At 48.8% G+C, this 22,375-nt stretch carries 18 protein-coding genes and 1 pseudogene; 12 read left to right on the top strand and 7 right to left on the bottom strand.

Annotated features, from left to right (window positions below):
• Positions 1 to 50: 50 nt before the first annotated feature.
• Both ACOMG9_RS02435 and ACOMG9_RS02430 read right to left on the bottom strand, forming a co-directional pair.
• Positions 51 to 2,633, bottom strand: coding sequence for a WD40 repeat domain-containing protein (locus ACOMG9_RS02435; protein ID WP_448215617.1), 2,583 nt, complete (start codon positions 2,631 to 2,633; stop codon positions 51 to 53).
• Positions 2,634 to 3,149: 516 nt separating this feature from the next.
• Positions 3,150 to 5,765 carry a WD40 repeat domain-containing protein gene (locus ACOMG9_RS02430; protein WP_448215616.1) on the bottom strand — a complete coding sequence of 872 codons (2,616 nt, stop codon included), beginning with the start codon at positions 5,763 to 5,765 and terminating at the stop codon, positions 3,150 to 3,152.
• A gap of 538 nt (positions 5,766 to 6,303) precedes the next feature.
• Here ACOMG9_RS02430 and ACOMG9_RS02425 point away from each other — a divergent pair.
• Positions 6,304 to 7,152 (top strand): annotated as a pseudogene (locus tag ACOMG9_RS02425) (IS30 family transposase); the annotation flags it as partial.
• Between the two features lie 578 nt (positions 7,153 to 7,730).
• On the opposite strand, the gene ACOMG9_RS02420 reads toward ACOMG9_RS02425, so the two are convergent.
• From ACOMG9_RS02420 to ACOMG9_RS02405, 4 genes are all read right to left on the bottom strand, one after another.
• A complete protein-coding gene (locus ACOMG9_RS02420; RefSeq protein WP_448215615.1) occupies positions 7,731 to 8,981 on the bottom strand; it encodes an ammonium transporter in 1,251 nt (416 codons plus the stop codon).
• 232 nt (positions 8,982 to 9,213) lie between these two features.
• The gene (glnK, locus tag ACOMG9_RS02415; protein WP_317143605.1) at positions 9,214 to 9,552 is read right to left on the bottom strand and encodes a P-II family nitrogen regulator; all 339 of its coding nucleotides are present in this window, start codon (positions 9,550 to 9,552) and stop codon (positions 9,214 to 9,216) included.
• A gap of 363 nt (positions 9,553 to 9,915) precedes the next feature.
• Entirely contained in the window at positions 9,916 to 10,533 is a 618-nt protein-coding gene (locus tag ACOMG9_RS02410) for a hypothetical protein (protein WP_448215614.1), read from the bottom strand.
• Between the two features lie 102 nt (positions 10,534 to 10,635).
• Positions 10,636 to 10,800 carry a hypothetical protein gene (locus ACOMG9_RS02405; RefSeq protein WP_494529706.1) on the bottom strand — a complete coding sequence of 55 codons (165 nt, stop codon included), beginning with the start codon at positions 10,798 to 10,800 and terminating at the stop codon, positions 10,636 to 10,638.
• A gap of 285 nt (positions 10,801 to 11,085) precedes the next feature.
• Between ACOMG9_RS02405 and ACOMG9_RS02400 the strand changes: the two genes are divergently transcribed.
• The 4 genes from ACOMG9_RS02400 to ACOMG9_RS02385 all read left to right on the top strand — a co-directional run bounded on the left by ACOMG9_RS02400 (position 11,086) and on the right by ACOMG9_RS02385 (position 14,505).
• A complete protein-coding gene (locus ACOMG9_RS02400) occupies positions 11,086 to 11,349 on the top strand; it encodes an accessory factor UbiK family protein (RefSeq protein ID WP_422136736.1) in 264 nt (87 codons plus the stop codon).
• Between the two features lie 290 nt (positions 11,350 to 11,639).
• Positions 11,640 to 12,041 carry a DUF2541 family protein gene (locus ACOMG9_RS02395; protein WP_422136735.1) on the top strand — a complete coding sequence of 134 codons (402 nt, stop codon included), beginning with the start codon at positions 11,640 to 11,642 and terminating at the stop codon, positions 12,039 to 12,041.
• 147 nt (positions 12,042 to 12,188) lie between these two features.
• Positions 12,189 to 12,848 (top strand): RT0821/Lpp0805 family surface protein, encoded by a 660-nt coding sequence (locus ACOMG9_RS02390; RefSeq protein WP_494529705.1) that lies wholly within the window; start codon positions 12,189 to 12,191, stop codon positions 12,846 to 12,848.
• 145 nt (positions 12,849 to 12,993) lie between these two features.
• Positions 12,994 to 14,505, top strand: coding sequence for a YifB family Mg chelatase-like AAA ATPase (locus ACOMG9_RS02385; protein WP_422139798.1), 1,512 nt, complete (start codon positions 12,994 to 12,996; stop codon positions 14,503 to 14,505).
• A gap of 115 nt (positions 14,506 to 14,620) precedes the next feature.
• Here the strand turns inward: ACOMG9_RS02385 and phnW are convergent, their stop codons facing one another.
• Complete coding sequence (gene phnW / locus ACOMG9_RS02380; RefSeq protein ID WP_448215613.1) at positions 14,621 to 15,763, bottom strand: 2-aminoethylphosphonate--pyruvate transaminase; 1,143 nt, start codon at positions 15,761 to 15,763, stop codon at positions 14,621 to 14,623.
• A gap of 283 nt (positions 15,764 to 16,046) precedes the next feature.
• On the opposite strand from phnW, the gene phnR reads away from it, so the two are divergent.
• The 7 genes from phnR (at position 16,047) to ACOMG9_RS02345 (ending at position 22,369) form a co-directional block, all read left to right on the top strand.
• On the top strand, positions 16,047 to 16,772 hold the full coding sequence (phnR, locus tag ACOMG9_RS02375) for a phosphonate utilization transcriptional regulator PhnR (protein ID WP_448215612.1): 726 nt from the start codon (positions 16,047 to 16,049) through the stop codon (positions 16,770 to 16,772).
• A 99-nt stretch (positions 16,773 to 16,871) separates the two neighbouring features.
• Positions 16,872 to 17,540, top strand: a complete 669-nt coding sequence (locus ACOMG9_RS02370) for a phosphonatase-like hydrolase (protein ID WP_448215611.1) — start codon at positions 16,872 to 16,874, stop codon at positions 17,538 to 17,540.
• A 16-nt stretch (positions 17,541 to 17,556) separates the two neighbouring features.
• Positions 17,557 to 18,690, top strand: coding sequence for a TIGR03364 family FAD-dependent oxidoreductase (locus tag ACOMG9_RS02365; RefSeq protein ID WP_448215610.1), 1,134 nt, complete (start codon positions 17,557 to 17,559; stop codon positions 18,688 to 18,690).
• 311 nt (positions 18,691 to 19,001) lie between these two features.
• Complete coding sequence (locus ACOMG9_RS02360; protein ID WP_448215609.1) at positions 19,002 to 19,469, top strand: DUF29 domain-containing protein; 468 nt, start codon at positions 19,002 to 19,004, stop codon at positions 19,467 to 19,469.
• Positions 19,462 to 19,950: a DUF29 domain-containing protein gene (locus ACOMG9_RS02355; protein ID WP_448215608.1), complete on the top strand. Its 489-nt coding sequence runs from the start codon at positions 19,462 to 19,464 to the stop codon at positions 19,948 to 19,950. Before ACOMG9_RS02360 ends, ACOMG9_RS02355 begins: the two co-directional genes overlap by 8 nt.
• A 249-nt stretch (positions 19,951 to 20,199) precedes the next feature.
• On the top strand, positions 20,200 to 21,222 hold the full coding sequence (locus ACOMG9_RS02350; protein ID WP_448215607.1) for a putative 2-aminoethylphosphonate ABC transporter substrate-binding protein: 1,023 nt from the start codon (positions 20,200 to 20,202) through the stop codon (positions 21,220 to 21,222).
• A gap of 88 nt (positions 21,223 to 21,310) precedes the next feature.
• Positions 21,311 to 22,369, top strand: coding sequence for a putative 2-aminoethylphosphonate ABC transporter ATP-binding protein (locus ACOMG9_RS02345; RefSeq protein WP_422413190.1), 1,059 nt, complete (start codon positions 21,311 to 21,313; stop codon positions 22,367 to 22,369).
• Positions 22,370 to 22,375: the final 6 nt, after the last annotated feature.

The following is a 22,375-nucleotide window of genomic DNA, read 5'->3' as shown; positions in this document are numbered from 1 at the left end:
GCCAGCTCAGTGTCTGTGGAGGCTTTTTATGTCTCAAACACCGGAAATGATCATAATTCGGGGAACAAATCCGTGACATTCTTCACGGGAACTGGTTGTCTGCTTTTGAGCTTCTTAACGAACACGGTAGCTGAAACCGCTGCAACGAAGACAACACCCACCGCAATAAGCCCAATACCCCAGTCCGGGATTTCTGCTCGCGACAAAGGGGGAAGGTTCTTTGGGTTGTAGTTTTGAAGACCCAGAGAAAGCATCTGCATACGGACATGCCGGGTACCCTTCTCAATATCAGCGTCTGCAATTGCCAGATAGGCGTTATTGCCCACAAAAATCGGGCGCATCGACTTTGTTGCCGGGGTCTTGAATGCGGTGTCAAAATGATGGACATTGACCTGATTTTCATAAGTAATGACAGACAGTTGTCCATTACTGTTGTAAATAATAGCGTGCAAATAATGGTCTGAAGTCACCAGTCTGACGATTAAAAACGAACCAGGTTTTCCTGAAGGAAAACGAATCACATCGTCTATAATATGAGCACTGTCCATCACTCCAGTGTCAGTCGCCACCCGGCGAATGGAGAGTTTCTCTTTCTCAGGGCTGAATACAGCAACGTAAACATGGTCCTTTTGAATCAGAATGTCCTGCCGAATGTTGTCACTTTCAATGTTTGTGTCAATTACTATCTCTTTGCCATTGTATCCAAAAGAGAAAGCGGGATTGAGTTGTTTTTTTTCGAACTGTCTTATAAATACAGGATAGGGCGCATTTTTACCTCCACTGATGCCTGTTACATAAAGGTGCTTGCCATCTGGAGAAACCCTCAAAAAAAGTCCTCGTTCCTCATCGCTCTTAAAACATTTTTTAGGAAACGTGAGTCCTTGTTGATGATAACTGCTCATCAACAGTTTGTTATTGATTTTTCCTGTTAAATACATGACACCCTGATGATGAGCGGTATCATTAATTTGAACCCCTTCAGGAAATACCTTGTCGTGTACGCTGAATCGTGCCCGGTATCCCTGGCCAGCAATTAACGGAAACTCCAACAGAACCGTTTTTCCAGACGTTGGCGTTGCAATAATGTCAAGGTGAGAACCTGTAGTTTCGTGAATAACCTGTCCAGCCAGAGACTGATAGGAAGCCAACCTTCTGAAGCTGCTGGCAGAGGTTGTGTAAGTCACAATACCACACAGACCAAATTGTTTATCCAGTTCAGAGCCTTTATAACGTGCCAGAATAATCCTTTTGGGATCCGACTCAGGCTGAATAACAACGTATATCTGCTGATTTGCAGCATCATACGCTTGAAACTGGGGTATTCCTTCTGGCGGTGGACAGCCAGCCGAAAGGCTGTGTGCATTTCTATTGTGAGGCAGAGTTGTATTCGACGATAAAGTTTTGTTCAGCGGTGAATTTGCTGACGGAGATTCCGAAATGATCGTAGAAGTCGTGGTCAGTTTTCTGGTTGACAGACGTGTAGAGGGTGGTGATGTTTTCGCTGATGCTCTTATACCGACCTGATAAATCCTGACCTTTTGGTCTTCCCCACCGACTGCCAGCAGGGTACCGTCGTGGTTGTAGGCAACGCTCCGTATATCGCTTTTCGCATCGGAGATGGTGTGCAGTAAGCGAGCTGGTTTCGACACGTCATATATCCTAACCTTTCGATCACCTGACCCAACTGCGAGTCGGGTGCCGTCGTGATTGAAGTCGATGCTCATGATCCAGTCTCTCGCAACGGACAGAACTTGCGGCGGAATGTTCAGGTTATTCGGGTTATAAATCCTGACCTTATTCCAGATCTTTCTATCACTTCCCCCAGTTGCCAGCTGAGTGCCGTCGTAGTTGTATTTAACGCTCCGTACCTGACCATTTGACTCGTGCAGAGTATGGGGGAGAATGGACAGATTCCTCGGATAATAAACCCTGACCTTTTGATCTTTCCCTCCCACTGCCAGCTGGGTGCCATCGTGGTTGTAGTCAACACTCATTACCCAATCATTTGCATATGGCAGTATTTTCGGAATGGACAGGTCATTCGGGTCATAAATCCTGACCTTGTGATCTTGCCCACCCACTGCCAGCTCGGTGCCGTCGTGGTTGTATTTAACGCTGCGTACCGCTTTTGTCGCATCGGACAGGGTAGCAAGGGGGGAGGACGGGGACACTGGGTCATAAATCCTGACCTTTTTATCATTCCCCCCGGCTGCCAGCCGGGTGCCGTCGTGGTTGAAGGCAACAGTCCTGACCCAGTCTTTAAAATCGTGCAGGGTATGCAGCAGTCTGGGCCTCGCCGGGTCACTCATATCAAAGATTTGTACGGGGCCTGAAGAAGGGCATTTGGGATCAGCACTGCCGGAACCCATTCCCACAGCCATGAGCATACTGTTCTTATTCCATGAGACACTCATAACCCTGTGGGGCCCACAATAACTTGGTGGGACAACGCCTCCTGTGGGTGTTGGAGCGGTCGTTACCGGCAACATGTTCGGATCTATATTAATCTCGTGGATCAGTAAAGGTTGCATTGTTGGCCGGGCAATAACGGCCGTTTGAGCAACTGCCTGCATACAGCTTGTTGCCAATAAGATAACCAAACCCGCAATAGAACAGCTCTTTGCAATGCCCATAACCACTCTCCAGAATTCCAGCTTGGTGATCTGAGGCAATGAAAATGGACACAAAATTCACTGCCGCCCGGTTAAAAAACAGGGAAAGATGTGAGGTGCCTGACGCTGTCGGTCAGCGGTAAAATAACAGTTGTCGAGACAGCTATTTCAGAAAACAGGAACAATAGACGTGAGTCTCAGTGGGTGTTGGCGCTTTAATCAGCTCTTCAACATCTTCTGCTAAACGCTGTATCTTACGACGACTTTCAGGTAGGTAGCTATCAATCCATTCATTTCCAGATGTTAATGTTGCTGTACTGTGATTACTGGATCCTCGTAAGCACATCCTTCAAAAAAAATCACCATTATCGGTATGGATAAATATATACGATTTCATGCGGAAGCGTTGCTGACCCTATTTGCTGATAATGGGCTTTGATACGCTGTACAGGAATGTCAGGTGTCTTCTCGTTAATCCCAGAGGATCATCAGCGGGTTGATCTGGTTGCCAGACTGTTTGGTGGTTATTAATGATCATCACTCTTGGAGCGCATTTGTGGCATCACTTACTGGAACGGGTGGTTTCCTCCTGAACTTCTTATGGACTAAGACTGAAACCGCGACAACCAGGACCACAACAACCACTGTAATAAGCCCAATACCCCACTCTGGGAATTCTCCGGGGGGTGGAGGCGACAGGTTCTCAAGATGCAGAGAAATCACCTGCATCCGGACATGCCGGGTACCCTTCTCAATATCGGCGTATGCAGCTGCCAGATAGGCGTTATTGCGGACAAAAACCGGGCGCATTGACCTTGTTGCCGGGATCTTGAATGCGGTGTCAAAATGATGGACATTGACCTGATTTTCATAAGTAATGACAGACAGTTGTCCATTACTGTTGTAAATAATGGCGTGCAAACAATTTTTCGCAGCCACCAGTCTAACGGTTAAAAACGTACCAGATGTGCCTGAAGAACAACGAATCGTATCGTCAATAATAAAAGCGCTATCCATTTGTCCATTGTCAGTGGCGAACCGACAAATGGAGAGTTTCTCTGATGCTGGGTTGAATGCGGCAACATAAACATGGTTCTTTTGAATCAGAATGTCCTGCAGACTGTTGTCACTTTCAATGTTTGTGTCAATTACTATCTCTTTGCCATTGTATCCAAAAGAGAAAGCGGGATTGAGTTGTTTTTTTTCGAACTGTCTTATAAATACAGAATAGGGCGCATTTTTACCGCCACTGATGCCTGTTACATAAAGGTGCTTGCCATCTGGGGAAACCCTCAAAAAAAGTCCTCGTTCTCCATCGCTCTTAAAACATTTTTTAGGAAACGTGAGTCGTTGTTGATGATAACTGCTCATCAACAGTTTGTTATTGATTTTTCCTGTTAAATACATGACACCCTGATGATGAGCAGTATCATTAATTTGAACCCCTTCAGGAAATACCTTGTCGTGTACGCTGAATCGTGCCCGGTATCCCTGGCCGACAATTAACGGAAACTCCAACAGAACCGTTTTTCCAGACGTTGGCGTTGCAATAAGGTCAAGGTGAGAGCCTGTAGTTTCGTGAATAACCTGTCCAGCCAGAGACTGATAGGAAGCCAACCTTCTGAAACTGCTGGCAGAGGTTGTGTAAGTCACAATGCCACACAGACCAAATTGTTCATCCAGTTCAGAGCCTTTATAACGTGCCAGATTAACCTTTTTGGTATGCGACTCAGGCTGAATGACAACGTATATCTGCTCATTTTTTGCATCATACGCTTGAAACAGGGGTATTCCTTCTGGCTGCGGGCAACTACCCGGCAGGCTTGGCGCTTTTGTATTGTGTGGCAGGGATGTATACGACGATGAATGTCTGATCAGCGTTGAATTTTCTGATGTAGCTCCCGAAATGGTTGTAGAAGCAGTGGCGAGTTTACTGGTTGAGAGACGTGTAGATGACGATGTTGTAGCTGACGCTCTTATACCGATCCGATAAATCCTGACCTTTTCATCTTCCCCCCCGACTGCCAGCAGGGTACCGTCGTGATTATACTCAACGCTCAGTACATCGTCTTTCGCATCAGAGATGGTGTACAGGGGGCGTGTTGGATTTATCGCCTTGGACGCAATGGGCGGGGGCAGTTTGGTGTGCAGGAGGCCAGATGTATTCGACATGTCATATATCCTAACCCTTCGATCACCCGACCCAACTGCGAGCTGGGTGCCGTCGTGATTGAAGTCGATGCTCATGATCCAGTCTCTCGCATCGGACAGAACTTGCGGCGCAAAGGTCAGGTCATTCGGGTTATAAATCCTGACCCTATTCCGTGCCTTATTATCACTTCCCCCAGTTGCCAGCTGAGTGCCGTCGTGATTGTATTTAACGCTCCGTACCTGACCGTTTGAATCCTGCGGAATGCGCGGGGAAATGGACAGATCCCTCGGATCATAAACCCTGACCTTTTTATCTCTCCCTCCCACTGCCAGCTGGGTGCCGTCGTGGTTGTAGTCAACACTCATTACCCAATCGCTTGCATCGGACAGAGTGTGCGGGGAAATGGACAGGTCATTCGGGACATAAATCCTGACCTTTTGATCTTGCCCACCCACTGCCAGCTGGGTGCTGTCGTGGTTGTATTTAACGCTGCGTACCGCTCCTGTCGCATCAGACAGGGTAGCAAGGGGGGTGGACGGGGACACTGGGTCATAAATCCTGACCTTTTTATCATCCCCACCGACTGCCAGCCGGGTGCCGTCGTGGTTGAAGGCAACGGACCTCACCCAGTCTTTAAAATCGTGCAGGGTATGCAGCAGTCCGGGCCTCGCCGGGTCACTCATATCAAAGATTTGTACGGGGCCTGAAATAGGGCATCCGGAACCACCGGAACCCATTCCCACAGCCATGAGCATACTGTTCACATTCCATGAAACACTCATAACCCTGTGGGGCCCACAATATCTTGGTGGGACAACGCCTCCTGTGGGTGTTGGAACGGTCGTTACCGGCAACATGTTCGGATCTATATTAATCTCGTGGATCAGAAGGGGTTGCATTGTTGGCCGGGCAGTAATGGCCGTTTGAGCAACTGCCTGCATACAGCTTGCTGCCAATAAGAGAACCAAACCCGCAATAGACAATCTCTTTGCAATACCCATTGCCATTCTCCAGAGTTCTGTCTACCGACACTTCACTTCGTGGTCGAGGAAGCCAGTAGGGTTTAAAAACCTTTAGAAACATCCTCTACAAAAACGAATGAGAGCAAAGTAAGAGCCGTAAAGTTGATTGCTGAAATAATGCTTGCGTTGCAAGCTACTTTCATTCTTTGAAAGTAGAAACGCAGCTTTGTACGCCTATGATGAATGGGGCAGCAGATGCGTCAGGCGGTGTTTGAATATATTGAAATTGATTATAGTCGGACGCGTCAACACAGTTTTAACGGGTATGTGAGCACTGAAAAATATGAATAGCCAGAAGCAGTTTAATCCGGCGTCACTTATATACTGTCTCAGATCAAGTGTTCTCCGGCACATAAAAAAAGACCTCGGTCGCACAACACCTGAAGTATTGTTGCCGAGGTCTTGTTTGTCAGAGTTGTGCTGGATTAATAGGATAAGTGCAATCGACTGAAATTTCAGATTTGAGTCAGCTGCTGGTACATTTCATAGCTCTCACACTCAGAAATGGAAGTCAGGAATGAGTACACAAACCAGACAATACAAGCAGCTGACTCTTGGTCAACGATACCAGATTCAAGTACTCCGTGGAAAAGGCCATTTGCAAAAAGAAATCGCAATAGCAGTTGGCATCAGTGAGGGCGCTCTGTCGCGGGAGCTCAGCCGTAATTCTTCTACTCACGGCTACTGTGCTGAGAGTGCTCATGCACTGGCTTGTAAAAGAAAAAAATCAGCCAGAAAGTTCAGCAAAACAGATGAACGATATATGCCCATCATCGAGAAAGGATTGCTCCTTGGCTGGTCACCTGAAAACATCAGCAAGCGGATGCACGTCTAACTGCCTGAGATTGCCCTGAGTCATACGACTATTTATATCCGTATCGCTGATGATAAAGCCCGTGGAGGCGTTCTTTACAAGAAGTTAGTTCGCTTCAGCAAAAGACGTTGACAGGATGGCAAACGCAAAGCTGGGCGCTCTCTTATCCCAAACCGGATCGATATCAAGGAACGTCCTGAGATCATTGGTTTGCGATCTCGCATAGGGGATTGGGAGGGCGATACTGTCTTTGGACAGAACGCCCACCTGGTTACCCTTGTTGATCGTAAGAGTCGTTTAACATTGATTGGAAAAGTTGACACCAAGCAAGCTGAAACCGTGGCAGATAAGATGATAGAACTTCTGAAGCGCGTCTCATCGGTTAATACAGTTACACTGGATAACGGGGGTGAGTTTGCTGCTCACGAGAAGGTCAGCAAGGCATTCAATGCGGATGTTTACTTTGCCAAACCTTATGCCAGTTATCAGCGAGGAACTAACGAAAACACGAATGGCATCATTCGGCGAACCTGGCCCAAGAAAATGGCACTAGCAGCCTGACCGAGAATAGCGCCCGTCTAGGCGACCCCGTAGCGAGGACGGCAGAAAATTGAGGATGAAAATTCGGTTTTGTGAGGAGAATAGCGAGCTATTTGACGAACAAAAGCAGATTTTCAGACCAATTTGCTGCCGCCGCACGACTGCATGGATGCAGGAGCTAGAGCAACGCAGGAGCAGTTGCCGCGTAGGGCAGTCTATTCTCGGTGAGGCTCCTACGGGATCTGACTGATGAAGATGTCAGAACGATGGAGTTATTGATTAATACCATGCCAAGAAAAGTTTTAGGTGACCGAACGCCTCTTGAAGTCTACACCGGGCAGTCGATTGCACTTATTGCTTGAATCCAGCGTTAACCTTGGATTTCCCTGGTTTTCTACGGTACATAAAAGAGACCTCGGTCACACAACACCTGAAGCATTGTTGCCGAGGTCTTTTTTGTCAAAGTAGCTGTTTTATGTCATTACTACTTTTTTTGTCAGGACATGGTTGCACCCACCACTGTCGCCACTACCACGATGCTTGTAGCGACAGACACACGGCGACAGCTTTTTTTAATCACCTACATCTTATCACTGTTTACCCATGAACTCGGGATAAGCTTCCATACCACATTCGGTCAGGTCAGCACCTTCATACTCTTCTTCTTCAGTAATACGCAGACCAAGTATCTGCTTGATAGCAGCCCAGACGATCAGGGAAGAGAGGAATACCCAGGCGAAGATTGAACCGATACCCAACAGCTGGGCGCCGAAAGTTGCACCGTCGTTGGTCAGAGGTACAGCCAGCAGACCCCAGATACCTACAACACCATGTACAGAAATTGCACCCACTGGATCGTCGATGCGCAGCTTGTCCAGAGCCAGAATGGCAAAGACAACCAGAGCGCCACCAACACCACCGATCAGAGTGGCAGATACTGCGCTTGGTGTCAGCGGCTCAGCGGTGATGGATACCAGACCGGCCAGAGCACCGTTCAGAGCCATGGTCAGGTCAGCCTTACCGAACAGGACACGGGCTACGATCAGAGCAGCAATGACACCACCAGCAGCGCCAGCATTAGTGTTGACAAAGATCTGGGCGACAGCGTTCGCATTTTCAACATCAGACAGTTTCAGCTGAGAACCGCCATTGAAGCCGAACCATCCCAGCCACAGAATAAAGGTGCCCAGGGTAGCGAGTGGCAGGTTGGCACCAGGGATCGCATTAACAGCGCCGTCTTTAGCGTATTTGCCTTTGCGTGCACCCAGAAGCAGCACACCTGCCAGAGCGGCAGCAGCACCGGCCATGTGCACAACACCGGAACCTGCGAAGTCCTGGAAGTTGGCTTCGTTCAGGAATCCACCACCCCATTTCCAGAAGCCCTGTACGGGATAGATGAAGCCTGTCATGAAGACCGCAAACAGCAGGAAAGACCAGAGTTTCATGCGCTCTGCAACCGCACCGGAAACGATCGACATTGCAGTCGCTACAAAGACCACCTGGAAGAAGAAGTCTGAACGTGCAGAGTAATATGGCGCATCATCACCACCGGCAGTTACCGCTGCAACCGTGTTTTCATTACCAATCAGAGAACCAAGGACCGGCAGGATACCGCCTTCATTGGCTCCGGGATACATAATGGCATAACCACAGAGCAGGTACATGGTACAGGCAATCGCAAACAGGGCGATATTTTTAGTCAGAATTTCAACCGTGTTTTTAGAACGGACCAGACCGGCTTCGAGCATGGCAAAACCTGCTGCCATCCACATTACCAGCGCACCGGACATCAGAAAGTAGAAAGTATCGAGTGCGTACGACACTTGAGCCAGATTTTCCACAGGGCTCCTCCCAAAAAAGTTCAGCAGATAAGTAGTCTTTTGCTACGGCATTTGTGCCCTGAAAACAGTCTCCTCAACCCGGAAACTGTTTCCACATTAGCTATTTTTATTTTCGCGAATGTCGTCAAGTGCTTTTAGTGTATCTTAAGCAAACGACAAAACTTGTTTATTGTTGTGCATGCACCCTGAGAACCATGAACTCCCTGACTATGGTCTCTCGCTGCTCTGAACATCAAATAGCGTCTTCGCCAGTTTCGTTAGTTCTGATCCGAATCGCCTGCTCCAGATTGGTAACGAAGATCTTCCCGTCACCAATCTTTCCTGTGTTGGCAGCTGAAGAAATGGCTTCGATCACCTGATCCAGCAAGTCATCTGCAATGCCGACCTCCAGCTTAACCTTGGGCAGAAAATCAACCACATATTCAGCTCCACGATAAAGCTCAGTATGTCCTTTCTGTCGACCGAACCCCTTAACTTCGGTGACAGTGATACCCTGAACACCAATCTCGGACAAAGCCTCTCGCACGTCGTCCAGTTTGAATGGCTTAATGATGGCTGATACCAACTTCATAAAAGCTCTCCTGAGTGAATCCTGTTGGCCAACAGGGAAAATCCGGACATTGTTATTGTGATCCGCGCTCCCAGCCCTAAGTATTCAGCTGATCTAATTTCCAACTGAGTTTGGTGGCTTATATGCAGGCAATGTGCCAAATTCTGAAATAACCTGTCGACAGGGCCTGCAGAGCGAACAAGGACCATTCCCGTTGGCTCATCAAAGTTTATGCACCAACAAAGCCCATCTATTATGCACTTTGCACTCATATCGTGCGCTTTTTTAGTGCAACCGATCATCAGCTGCCAGTGGCATCATGATCGCCAGCCTTAAATCACAGCACATTAACGACAACTGTAGCTAATGGTTGATAAAAAAGTCTCATCCATCGCAGGTTACCTCTACATTAATAGTCTGTCTGTGGGTGAAGAGCATGTGCGGTTCAGACTCAGCTACGCTGCGATTCCATCGCAGTTCTCCTTGATCGTTGTAGTATGTCCACTGATAGTAATAGATGGTATGACACTTGAGCCCGCTGTAGGTATAGCGATGGTATTTGATGGTGTTTTGGCCAAGGTAGGGCTGCTTTACGTACCAATCTGCCAGATAGCTATAGTCGGGATCGTATAGACGTATATAGGTTTCAACTCCCGTAAACAGCCCATCGCTGCACACAGATGTGTCCTTCCTGGTATGCGGTGTGATATAGACGTTGCGCTCATGATCCACAGTGCCATGCTTCGGATCACCGAGATCCAGGTGCAGCTCCAGATCGCTGTTGTTGTGAACGGAAATACCGAAGTATTCAGCAACGTCGGATTTGTAACAATTGTAGGCTGACGCCGTACCGGCTGCTAAAACAAGGGCCGTCGCTAAAACAGTCCTACGCACTGCTGATGGTCTACTTCCAGCAACTGAGTCTGGCGGATTATAGGCAGGCACTGCGCCAGACTCTGGAAATAACCAGTCAGCAAAACCCGCACAATGAAAAAAAAGCATTTTCGCTCACCTATTTAAACTTTATGCATCAACAACAAAGCTCAGTTATCATGTGTTGCACTCGAATCGTGAACTTATTTAGTGCAACGGTTCATCACCTGCCTATGACATAGAAGAAGCATTAAAATCATAACCCTTATCTTCAGCGGCCAGATCCCAAATACGATTGGCAAGCACGCCATAAGTCGAGCCCTGGTCCATTTTGAGTACAACAGCGGTAGGCCCTGGTCCCCACGTTTCTGTACCCAGCATTTGCTCAAGCTCCACTCATTATGCACCCGTCGTGCATCGGACAAGCTATAACCATTGTTGATTGCGTGCACCGAGAAATCCTCGGTTGGCGTGGTATAGGCGTCGTCTCAGTTATCTGCAGCGTTGATGCTGTTTGAGACGATAAGACTTGCGAACAGAGAGAACCAGCCAAGGGCAGATACAGGTTTGATTTGAATCGTTGGCATAAGAAATTTAGCACATAAAAGCAGGCACGGCGAAATAGCTGCTTGTGGTATCATCACTGCCGGTTTTAAATCATAGCAATTGCAGGAATAATCGATGATCGATAAAGCCTCCCTTATCGGTAGTATTGCCGGCAAAGCAGGACAGGTTCTGGGTGGGCAGAAAAGCCAGACCCGGGAAGATATTGAGCACAACATCAAGGCAATGGTGAGCAGTGCTCTGGCCAAATTTGAACTGGTCACCCGTGACGAGTTTGATGCCCAGGTCGCGGTTCTGAAGCATACCCGTGAAAGACTGGAAGCCCTCGAAAAGAAAGTGGCCGAATTGGAAAAAGCTGGATCGTCCGACGGTTGCTGCTGATGTCATTGGCCGTTCTTGCCCTGAGAACGGCTGCCCCACGCACTGCCAGATTTTACTCGTCACTGACACTTTTCATTGTATAAAAAAATAATTTAAATCAATAAGTTAACTCGAAATCAAAATTATCCCCCTCGGTAGTTATCCCTATAGAGATACTACTTTCTTCGCTATAGCATTGCTCTACAAATTAAGATGACTGCCTCAACTCCATTTGGTAGCAATGGCCATATCCCTACAAAGACAGGATGGCCTCAAGGACAAATAGTGAAAATTTCAGGAGAACAATCACTATGAAACGCGCACTTTCAATGTTTACTCTGCTGATGACCATGGTGATGTCTGGCTTTGCACAGACTGCATCTGCGGCTGGCTGGGAGCTTCTGGGCGAAAAGAAAGTCAGTCGTCGTGCAGAAGTAGACACCATCCGTGTTGGTCTGAGAGACGGTGCTTTCAAGCGTCTGCAGTTCAAGGTCAAAGGTGCAGACGTGGATTTCGACAAAGTGATTGTTCACTACGAGAACGGTCAGAGCCGTGAAGTAGCCATCCGCAGCAAAGTCAGAAAAGGCGGTAGCTCCCGCGTCATTGACCTGCCCGGCAAAGCAAGGGCCATTGAAAAAGTAAGATTCTATTACGACACCGAAGGAACCGGACGCGTTCAGGCCAGTGTTCTGCTGATGGGTAAGTCTGCCTGATAACAGACAACCGAGAAGTGGCAGCTGAACGACTAAGCTTCCGGGTCTGGAGCCATTGAGCTTCAGACCTCTCTGGAGAGAACCCATATGATAAAACGACTGTTTACGTTTTTAGTTTTACTCACCACTTTTTCACCGGTCTCAACAATGGTCCATGCAAGCCCGGGCAATAATGATCGGGATGAAATCCGTGAAGAGCGCCGTGACGACCGTCAGGATAATCGTGAAGAGCGTCGAGACGACCGTCAGGACAATCGCGAAGAACGTCATGACGATCGTCAGGATAATCGTGAAGAGCGTCGAGACGACCGCCAGGATAACAGAGAAGACAGAAGAGATGATCGTCAAGACCACCGTCATAATGGCTGGGATGGCCCAAAGGTCATTAAGAACAACCTGGTCGTTGTAGCCCCTAGAAAAAGGGTGATCAGAAACAATATTGTCGTGGTAAGAAACTATGGTAACTCATACTACGGCTATGGCCATTACCACGATGACAACGATGCCTACAAATGGCTGGCGTTTACGGCCATCACGCTGAAAATTCTCGACAACATCAATGAAGCGGCGCAGCGTGCTCACGAAGAAGCACAGATCAAAGCCACTACAGCGCCTGTCGGTGAAAAAATCATCTGGGATGAAGGCGATGCCTCCGGCTATGTTGTTACTACCAAAGAAGGCAAAAGTGCCTCCAGCGGTCTGGTTTGCCGTGAATTTCAACAGTCCATTACAGTAGGTGGTCAAACTGAGGATGCCTGGGGTCAGGCTTGCCTGCAGGAAGACGGTTCCTGGAAAATCATTAACTGACCTCTGCACCGGCCAGCCTGCTGGCCGGGCAATTCTGCCAGCAAATCTCTGAATCACTGCTATTCTCAACCCTTCAGCTTTGCAAAGGCATTCCATTCCGGTGTGCCAAAACAACAAAAACAAGCACAAAAAGAAGGGAGTGTATATGTCGCGGCTAGCTGTTGTTCAAACCCGCGCCAAAACCGGGCTGGATGCGCCTGCGGTATCGGTTGAAGTCCATTTGTCGGCAGGTCTGCCAGCCCTGAATATGGTCGGTCTTCCGGAAGCTGCTGTTCGTGAAAGCAAAGACAGGGTAAGAAGTGCCATCCTCAACAGTGGCTTTGAGTTTCCGGTTTCCCGTATTACCGTTAATCTGGCACCCGCTGATCTTCCCAAAGAAGGCGGTCGCTTTGACCTGCCTATCGCTCTGGGTATTCTGGCGGCATCGGGCCAGCTCAAACCTGAGTCTCTGGCAGGTTACGAGTTTCTTGGTGAACTGGCCCTGTCAGGCGCGCTGAGACCGATCACCGGCTCACTGCCAGCATCCATAGCCTGCAGCCAATCGGCTCACACACTGCTGCTTCCCCAAATGAATGCACAGGCGGCAGCCCTTTGCCCTGATGCCAGAGTGTTGGGAGCAGAAAACCTGCTGGGAGTCTGCGCTCATCTCACCGGTAATCAACATCTTACAGAAGCCACCTGTAACAGGAATGAATCCCCTGTCGATTATCCCGACCTGCTGGATGTCAAGGGGCAACAACAGGCTAAACGAGGCCTGATGACGGCAGCCGCTGGTGCTCACCATCTGATTTTCTACGGTCCCCCGGGAACCGGCAAAACCATGCTGGCCAGTCGCCTGCCCGGAATTCTTCCCGAGATGAATGACCATGAAGCTCTGGAAGTGGCCGCCATACATACTTTGTCTTCCTACAGCCAGCCCCCTTCATGGAAACAGCGACCCTTTCGCAACCCCCATCATACCGCTTCAGCCGTCGCCCTGGTGGGTGGAGGCAGCCAGCCCCGACCAGGAGAGATTTCCTTTGCGCATAATGGTGTCCTGTTCCTGGATGAACTGCCGGAGTTTCAAAAGGTAGCCCTGGAGGTACTGAGAGAGCCCCTGGAAACCCGGGAAGTGGTTATTTCCCGAGCCAAAGGTCAGGCCAGCTTCCCTGCCGGCTTTCAGTTGATTGCCGCCATGAACCCCTGCCCCTGCGGATATCTTGGAGACCCACAGAAAGCCTGCCAGTGTTCTGCCGAGCAGGTCAGACGTTATAAACGAAAACTGTCAGGTCCTTTACTGGATCGCATTGATTTACAGATAGAGGTTTCCAGTCAGAAAACGGAGCGACTTTTTGAAAACCCGCCCGAAGATGAAAACCTGTCAACTGAAAAAATACGTCAACAGGTGATTCAGGCAAGGTCTATCCAGCAGCACAGGCAGGGGAAACCCAACGCCCGATTGTCTGCCAGCGAGATGGATGAATACTGTTCACTGAATAAGCAAGAACAGGATTTTATGACCCGGCTGTGTGACAAACTGGGTTACTCAGCCAGAGCCGTACACCGAATACTGAGAGTGGCCCGAACTCTGGCGGATATTGATGAGGACAAAGACATTCAACAGAAGCATCTTGCTGAAGCGGTGCATTACAGAAAGCTGGATCGTGAACCAGGTTAACCGATAACCTCTCTTTGTTATGAAGCTGTTTTTTCAATCTCTGGCTATCAGCTCAGCGGCTCAGGCAGATCATCTATCAGTCAGCGCTTACTTTCAGGTTCACACCCTGACAGTATTACTGTTCCTGCCAGTACATGCTTTCGGAAACGGCTTTAATCAATCGGCTGATGTCTTCCGGATACACTTCCCCGATATTGCCAATTCTGAAACAGTCAGCATCAGAGACTTTACCGGGATAAATGACGAAACCTTTCACTTTCAGCTGCTCATAAAAGCGGAGGAATTCATAATCGGGGTGCTCGGGGGAGTAAAATGAAGTTATAAACGGAGAGTGCAGTTCAGTGTCTAACAGGCACCGGAAGCCCAGCTCAGTCATACCCTGGACGAGCAAACGCTGATTGCTGGCGTAGCGCTTGTGACGGGCAGCAATGCCCCCCTCTTCAATCAACTCTGCCAGGGCTTGATGGAAAGCCCTTACGGTGTGGGTGGGGGAAGTAAAACGCCACTTACCGTGATTCTTTTCCATGCATTGCCACTGATCATAGAGGTCCAGAGACAGAGAGCGGGCCAGGCCTTTGCATTGGGACAAAAGAGTACGACGAGCTATAACAAAGCCAAAACCGGGTACGCCCTGAATACACTTGTTGGCAGAGCTGATCAGAAAATCAATACCCAGCCCGGCAAGGTCAATCGGCACACCGCCGAAGCTGCTCATGGCATCAACAATCAGAATACAGTCGTGTTTCTTCACCACCTGTGCGACTGCTTCAACAGGGTTCAGCATGCCTGTTGTGGTTTCACAATGAACAATGGCGACATGAGTGATGGCTTTATCTTCAGAGAGTACCTGATCAATTTCCCCCGGCGTCGGCGGATTAATCTCACCACAATTCAGAACACTGTGGGGAATATTCAGATACTCGGCAATCTGGGCAATACGGGCACCGTAAGCCCCATTGTTAATGACCAGTAATTTCCCTTCATCAGAGATAACCGACCCGATGGTTGCTTCTACCGAAGCAGTACCACTACCCTGCATGAGAACGGCGGTGTAGTCATCAGTATCCGAGGCCAGTTTAATCAGCTGACTGCGGATCTCCTCAACCACGCCAAGGTTGTAATCATCGTCCCAGGTACACCAGTCACGCAGCATCGCTTCGCGGACACTGGCAGAGGTTGAGAGGGGTCCCGGAGTCAACAGAAGATAAGGATTTTCCAGGCTCTTTTCTTTCACAGTGGGCACTTCTTTTGTAGACATGACTTTAATGAGACACCTGTAGAAACAGAAATTTCAATCGTCTGGTATATACCAATTGGTACAAAATCATGATGGAGACACTTTTTTCTGTAAATACCCAGCGACCACTCTTCATAAAAATTTCACATTCATACCAGTCTGGAAACAACAGCTAAAAGAGCTCCCCCAACGTCAGTCAAGCAAATAGTTAATTGTCATAAAAGCGATCATTTAATTGTCATAAAAGCCGTTTAGTATGGTCTATACCAGTTGAAAATCCATTGACCCTTAGAGAATAGTATTTATGGGACAGGGAAAAAATCAGTATCAAATCATTCGCACGGCCCTGAACGAGCAGATAGAAAGCGGGGCATTAAAACCGGGAAGCAAGCTACCCTCGGAGCGATTGCTGAGTGAAAAATTCGGTACCACCCGCATTACTCTCAGAGAGTCATTGTCATCACTGGAAGCCGACGGACTGGTCTATCGCGAAGATCGCAGAGGCTGGTTTGTTTCTCCGCAAAGAGTGACCTATGACCCGACGGTGAATGCTAACTTTCATACCATCGTTACCCGCCAGGGCAGAGTACCCGGTACCCGAATGATCCATGCTGAACAGGTACCAGCACCGCCCGGGGTTCAAAAGCTACTTCAGATTCCAGCTCTGACCCCGGTGTATCGGCTGCAACGCCTTCGTTCAGTGGATGGGCGAAATGTCCTCTACGTTGAAAATTACATGAACCCTGCCTACTTCCCGGATCTGCTCAAGCATGATCTGTCTCGATCACTCTCCGATATCTATCAGGAGCATTATAACCGTCAGTATGCCCGGGTCAGTTTCAGGTTGTACCCGGTAGGCCTGAATGCCGAGGCTTCTTTACACCTCAAGGTCACCACGGGCAGTTCCGGTTTGCTGGTTGAGCGAACAAACTACGATCAATCGAATGTCTTGATTGACTGTGACTTTGAGTATTGGCGGCAGGATGCGGTGGTTATAGCCGCTGACACCACTGTGAGCCCCATGACTTGAGAGTCATTAATACCTGCCGGTGCCAATGGTATGAGCCATTTTCTTACTGAACGTCCAAACCCTTTAATTTCCGAATCTGAAAAATGAGAAGAGGTCACAATGAACAAAATTCAACTCGCGGTTTTTGATATGGCTGGTACTACGGTCAATGAAGACAACGTCGTTTACAAAACCGTTCAGAAGAGTCTTGTTGACGCAGGCTACGATTTCACTCTGGACGAAGTCCTTGAGCATGGCGCAGGCAAAGAGAAGCATCAGGCCATAAAAGATACCCTGTCGTCCAAAGGCTTTGACCACTCGGACTCGGAACAAATCTTCCAGTCCTTTAAAAAACAACTGACACAGGCCTATGAAGAGCTTGCAGTCACCTCTTTTGACGGCGTCCCCGAACTTTTGAAAGAGCTGCGGGCAAAAGGCATCAAAGTCGCACTCAACACCGGCTATAGCCACCAGGTAGCAACAGGCCTGTTGAAAAAGATGAACTGGCTGCCCGGGGTCGAATTCGACACCCTGATCACTGCGGATGATGTAATAAACGGCAGACCAGCACCGGACATGATTGAGCTGGCCATGGAGAAAACCGGCATTAACGACAGTTCACAGGTACTTAAAGCCGGAGATTCAGCCATTGACATCGAGGAAGGAAAAAACGCCCACTGCGGTATCACGGTTGGCGTGACTACAGGCGCCCAGACCCGGGAGCAACTGGCAACAGCCGCTCCAACGCTGGTGCTCGACAACCTGGCCGATATCCTTAAGCACATTTGAACACAGGGAGACACCTTTGAAATACGATTTAATGGTTGTCGGTGCAGGTATTCTTGGCACTTTTCACGCCTTCGCTGCTGCGAAGCGGGGGTATAAGGTACTGCTGGTTGAAAAAGACAGTCAACCGGTACAGGCCACCGTCAGAAACTTTGGCATGGTTGTTCCATCCGGCATGACAGCAGACCTGCTGCCGACCGCCCTGGACTCTCTGAGCATTTATCAGACCCTGCAAGATCAGTTTGATATTTCAGCCCGAAGAAATGGCAGCTGGTATATAGCCTCCGATGACCAGGAGTTGGCCATGTTGCAAGAGCTACACCAACGAAATCAGCAAACGGGCTACCCTTCATCACTGCTAAGTATTGACGAGGTTATACGTGCCAATCCTGCCGTCAAGAAAAGTTATGCAAAAGGTGCCTTGTACTTCCCGGAGGAATTCAGTGTTAACCCCCTGCAACTGATTTACCGCATCATTGAGTTTATTCAGCAGGAATACACCGTTGAATACCGACCCAACACCCAAATCATCAGCATGGAAACCGGGCAGGATGAAGTCATCAGTATGGATTCAGCTGGTGAGCAATACCGGGCTTCAAAAGCGATAGTCTGTAACGGGCATGATTTCAAAACCCTGTTTCCATCACGCTTTCTCAACAGTGATATTGAGCTGGTCAAGCTCCAAATGATGCGTACCAAACCACTGAAGAGCGTCAGTCTCAATGGCAATTTGCTTTCGGGCAGGACTATCAGACGCTATGAGAGCTTTCGCAACTTGCCTTCCTGGAGTGCCGGAGAAAAAGACTCAGAGCTGGATAAGTACGGGATACATATTCTGTTCAAAAAGGAGCTTGACGGGTCCATCATCATTGGCGACTCACACGAGTACGCCGATGCCCGCGAGGCAGAGAAACTCTCCTTCACAATGAATCAATCCATCAATGAACGGATGCTGACAGAAGCCAGAAACATTGTTGAGCTTCCTTGCTGGGATATCGCGGAATATTGGGCAGGTTATTATTGCCAGAGTAAAACCGATCACTACTACCAGGACGACATAGACAACAAAATTCACTTTCTCACGGCCATCGGCGGCAAGGGCATGACCCTGGCTCCCGGCATTGCAGAAAAGAATATCGAAAACATCCTTTGACATCCTCCTTGACGTAAAGAGAGTGTCGCACAACTCTAAAAACTCGTTCCCGTGCTGGTGCGTGGGAACCAGAGTTTTGCGACAGAGTTTTGCGACACCCTATTAAAGTACGGGGTTTTACGCTCATTCGATAAATCTTTCAGCAAACCCATCATTTCTTTGCGATCATGACGGTTCTCCCTGGCATCAATGACCAAATTGACCAGCCCAAAACACGGGCAAAGCCCCCGGCAAAAGCATCTGTGCTTTAGCAATTCATTTTGATTCCCCTATGTTATTTGCCTACAGTGGTAGGGCAATGGAGGTGATTTATGGAAAACTTGTATGACACTGATTTCTACACATGGTCCTATCGACAAGCCGAGCTTATCAGGCAAGGCCGTTTCGATGAACTTGATATGGACAACCTGGTCGAGGAAGTTGAGGACATGGGTAGAGCCCGTTATCGTTCAGTACAGAGCCGTTTGTCTCAATTACTCATGCACTCGCTTAAATGGCTGATGCAGCGTAAAAAAAATGATTTGCATGAGATGGATCAATGGTTCCGAAGCTGGTCAACCAGTATCAGTAAACAACGTATTGCCATTGAGCATGAGCTTGAAGAAAATCCCGCTCTCAATAGTAAACTGGACGAGATTTTGCCAAAAGCCTATCAGTACGCCCGAAAGCTTGCTGCCAACGAGATGCAGTGCAGACCCGACGCTTTCCCGTCTGAGTGCCCATGGACCTATGACGAAATCATGGAAGATGGCTGGCTGCCGGAGGCTGACGATGACTGATTTATACAAAACCGACTACACCTCATGGCTGAGCCAGCAGCGGGAGCTGCTGGCTCAGCGACAATTTCACAAACTCGACATTGACAATCTGTTGGAGGCGATGGAGTACGAAATGGGCAGTACCAGAGATACTCTTGAGTCTCATTTATCGGTATTGGTTTTACATCTTCTCAAATACGATTATCAGAAACGGATTCTGAAAGATTTGTGGGTAGAGGATAAGGTTGTCCAGACGTGGATGCCAAGTATCTACAATTCCAGAGCAGCGATTGAAAAGCAAATTTCAAAACACCCTCATTTACAGCCCATGATCGTGGAGTTATTGGCGGGTGCATATTCCGATGCTTGTCGGCAAGCAGTTAAGCAGATGAACAATTACGCTCGCAGTGAAAGCCAGAAGCTGAGCAAAAAAAGCTTTCCCGGCCAATGCCCATGGACCTTTGAACAGATCACAGATGACGACTGGCTGCCCGGCGATTAAAACAGCGCAGCAGCCCCAATCCCCGCCACCGTAATAATGGTGCCAAAGACCCCGCCCTGGTTCTGGGCACTCTGCCGAACCGCCGCCTGATTGCACAGCCTCCGACGACCAGGAATTGGCCATGTTGCAGGAAACTGTCACAGAGTCGAAAAAGATCTGTAATATTTTAGTCATTTCTCTCTCGTAGAATCGCGATATCCCTTCTGGTCTTGGCCAGAACAAAATGATTATCCGACTGGAGAGAGCTCCATGAAAAAACACCTGACAGCCCTGACCCTGGCAACAACTTCAATTTTCAGCGCTTCATCTTTCGCTGCATCTCCTGTGGAATTGACGGTTTATACTGCTTTTGAGACCGACATTCTGAATCGCTACAAGAAAGCCTTTGAGCAGGATAATCCCGATATCAGCATCAAATGGGTACGGGACTCTACCGGTATCATGACCGCTAAACTGCTGGCAGAAAAAGATAATAGCAGGGCAGACGTCGTATGGGGCCTGGCCGGTTCCAGCATGGCACTGTTGAAAGATAAAGGCGTACTGGATACCTACAAGCCCAGAGGTCTGAATCAAATCAAGTCTCAGTTGGTTGATCCTGAGGCCGCCAAAGCATGGTTTGGCAACCAGGCTTACTTTAATGTCATTTGTTACAACGAAGCGGTAGCCGCAGCCAAAAAACTGCCCAAGCCTCAATCCTGGCAAGACCTGCTGAATCCGGTCTATCAGGGCCAGATTGCCATGCCTAACCCAGCCTCTTCCGGCACTGGCTATATGCAGGTTTCCGCCTGGCTGCAGAGCATGGGTGAAGACAAAGGCTGGGCCTATATGGATAAGCTGAACAACAACATGTCCCAATACACTCACTCAGGTTCCAAGCCCTGTGTTCAGGCTGCCATGGGTGAAGTGGCTATTGGTATTTCCATGGCGGTTCGTGGCGCCCAATTGAAAAGTCAGGGTGCACCGCTGGACCTGATTCTTCCCAAGGGTGGCGTTGGCTGGGATGTGGAGTCAGTAGGTCTGGTTGCAGGTACCGATCAGGCTGCAGCTGCGAAAAAGCTGGTCGACTGGTCTCTCAGCCAGAAAGCTAATGAGCATTATGTAGAGGCGTACCCCGTTGTCGGTCACAAAGACGTCAGTAAAGAAGTACCCAACTATCCAGATGTAGAAAGCGCTATGGTGGACCTGGACTTTGGAGAAATGGCCAGTGAGCGTGAAGCTGTACTCGCTGAATGGTCCAAACGTTTCGATCATATGTCTGAACCTAAGTCTTGATGCCTTACTAGTTATGCAGAAAGCGCCGTTTATTCCCCAAAGGGAATAAACGGCTTTTTCAGGTTTGGAGCTTTAGGAAGTTAACGCTATGAAACCCTTTCTCACCATCGAAAACCTGGGGAAACGCTTCGGCGATTTCACCGCTCTCAAAGAGATTTCCCTGTCCGTTAATAAGGGTGAATTCATCTGTTTTCTCGGCCCCTCGGGTTGCGGAAAGACGACGCTGTTGAGAATGATTGCCGGATTGGAAGCCTGTAAACAGGGAGAGATCTGGCAGGATGGCACCAACATAACAGCACTCCCACCTGAACAAAGAGACTTCGGCATTGTCTTTCAATCCTATGCCCTGTTCCCCAACCTGAGTGTTTCAGAAAATATCGGTTTTGGTTTGAAAAACCAGGGTCAATCCAAACGTGAAGTTGAGGGCAGCGTGAACCAATGGCTGGATATTATCGGCCTGCAGGATTCCGGCCCCAAATTTCCCTCTCAGCTTTCTGGCGGTCAACAACAGCGTGTAGCACTGGCAAGGGCTCTGGCACTCTCTCCGGGGTTGTTGTTGCTCGATGAACCCCTCTCGGCCCTGGATGCCAAAGTCAGAATCAAGTTGCGGGAAACGATCTGTAAGCTGCAAAGAAAACTGGGCATTACCACCATTATGGTGACCCATGACCAGGAAGAAGCCATGGCTATGGCTGATCGCATCGTGGTGATGAATCACGGAAACATAGAACAGATAGGCACACCGGAAGAAATTTACAAACAGCCAGCCTCTCGCTTCGTTGCTGAATTTGTTGGCGCCATGAACTTTCTGGAAGGTGATACCAACAAAAAGAATCAGGTCGTACTGGCCAACCAGCCACTCTCTCTGCCAGTGACTGAGTCAACAACGAGAAAAGTGATTCTGGGGATTCGTCCGGAAGACCTGAGCTTCAGTGAAGGTCAGTCTGCTTTGCCAGTCAGTGTTGAAAGTCTGGAGTTTCAGGGCTCCTTTGTTCGTGCAGAGTGCAGCCCTGTTGGCTGGAGCAGTGAGCGACTGATTAAAGTCGATGTACCTGTCCACCAGCTGGCTGGCCTTAAGCTGGAACCGGGGAGCCAGAATCGGTTGTCCCTGAGTGAAAAACATATCCATGTCTTCCCTGCAGCATGATGAGCC

The organism is Endozoicomonas sp. PH6C, from assembly GCF_059322965.1.
Note: the sequence above shows the minus strand (reverse complement) of the source record. Positions and strands in the feature narration are given on the sequence as shown.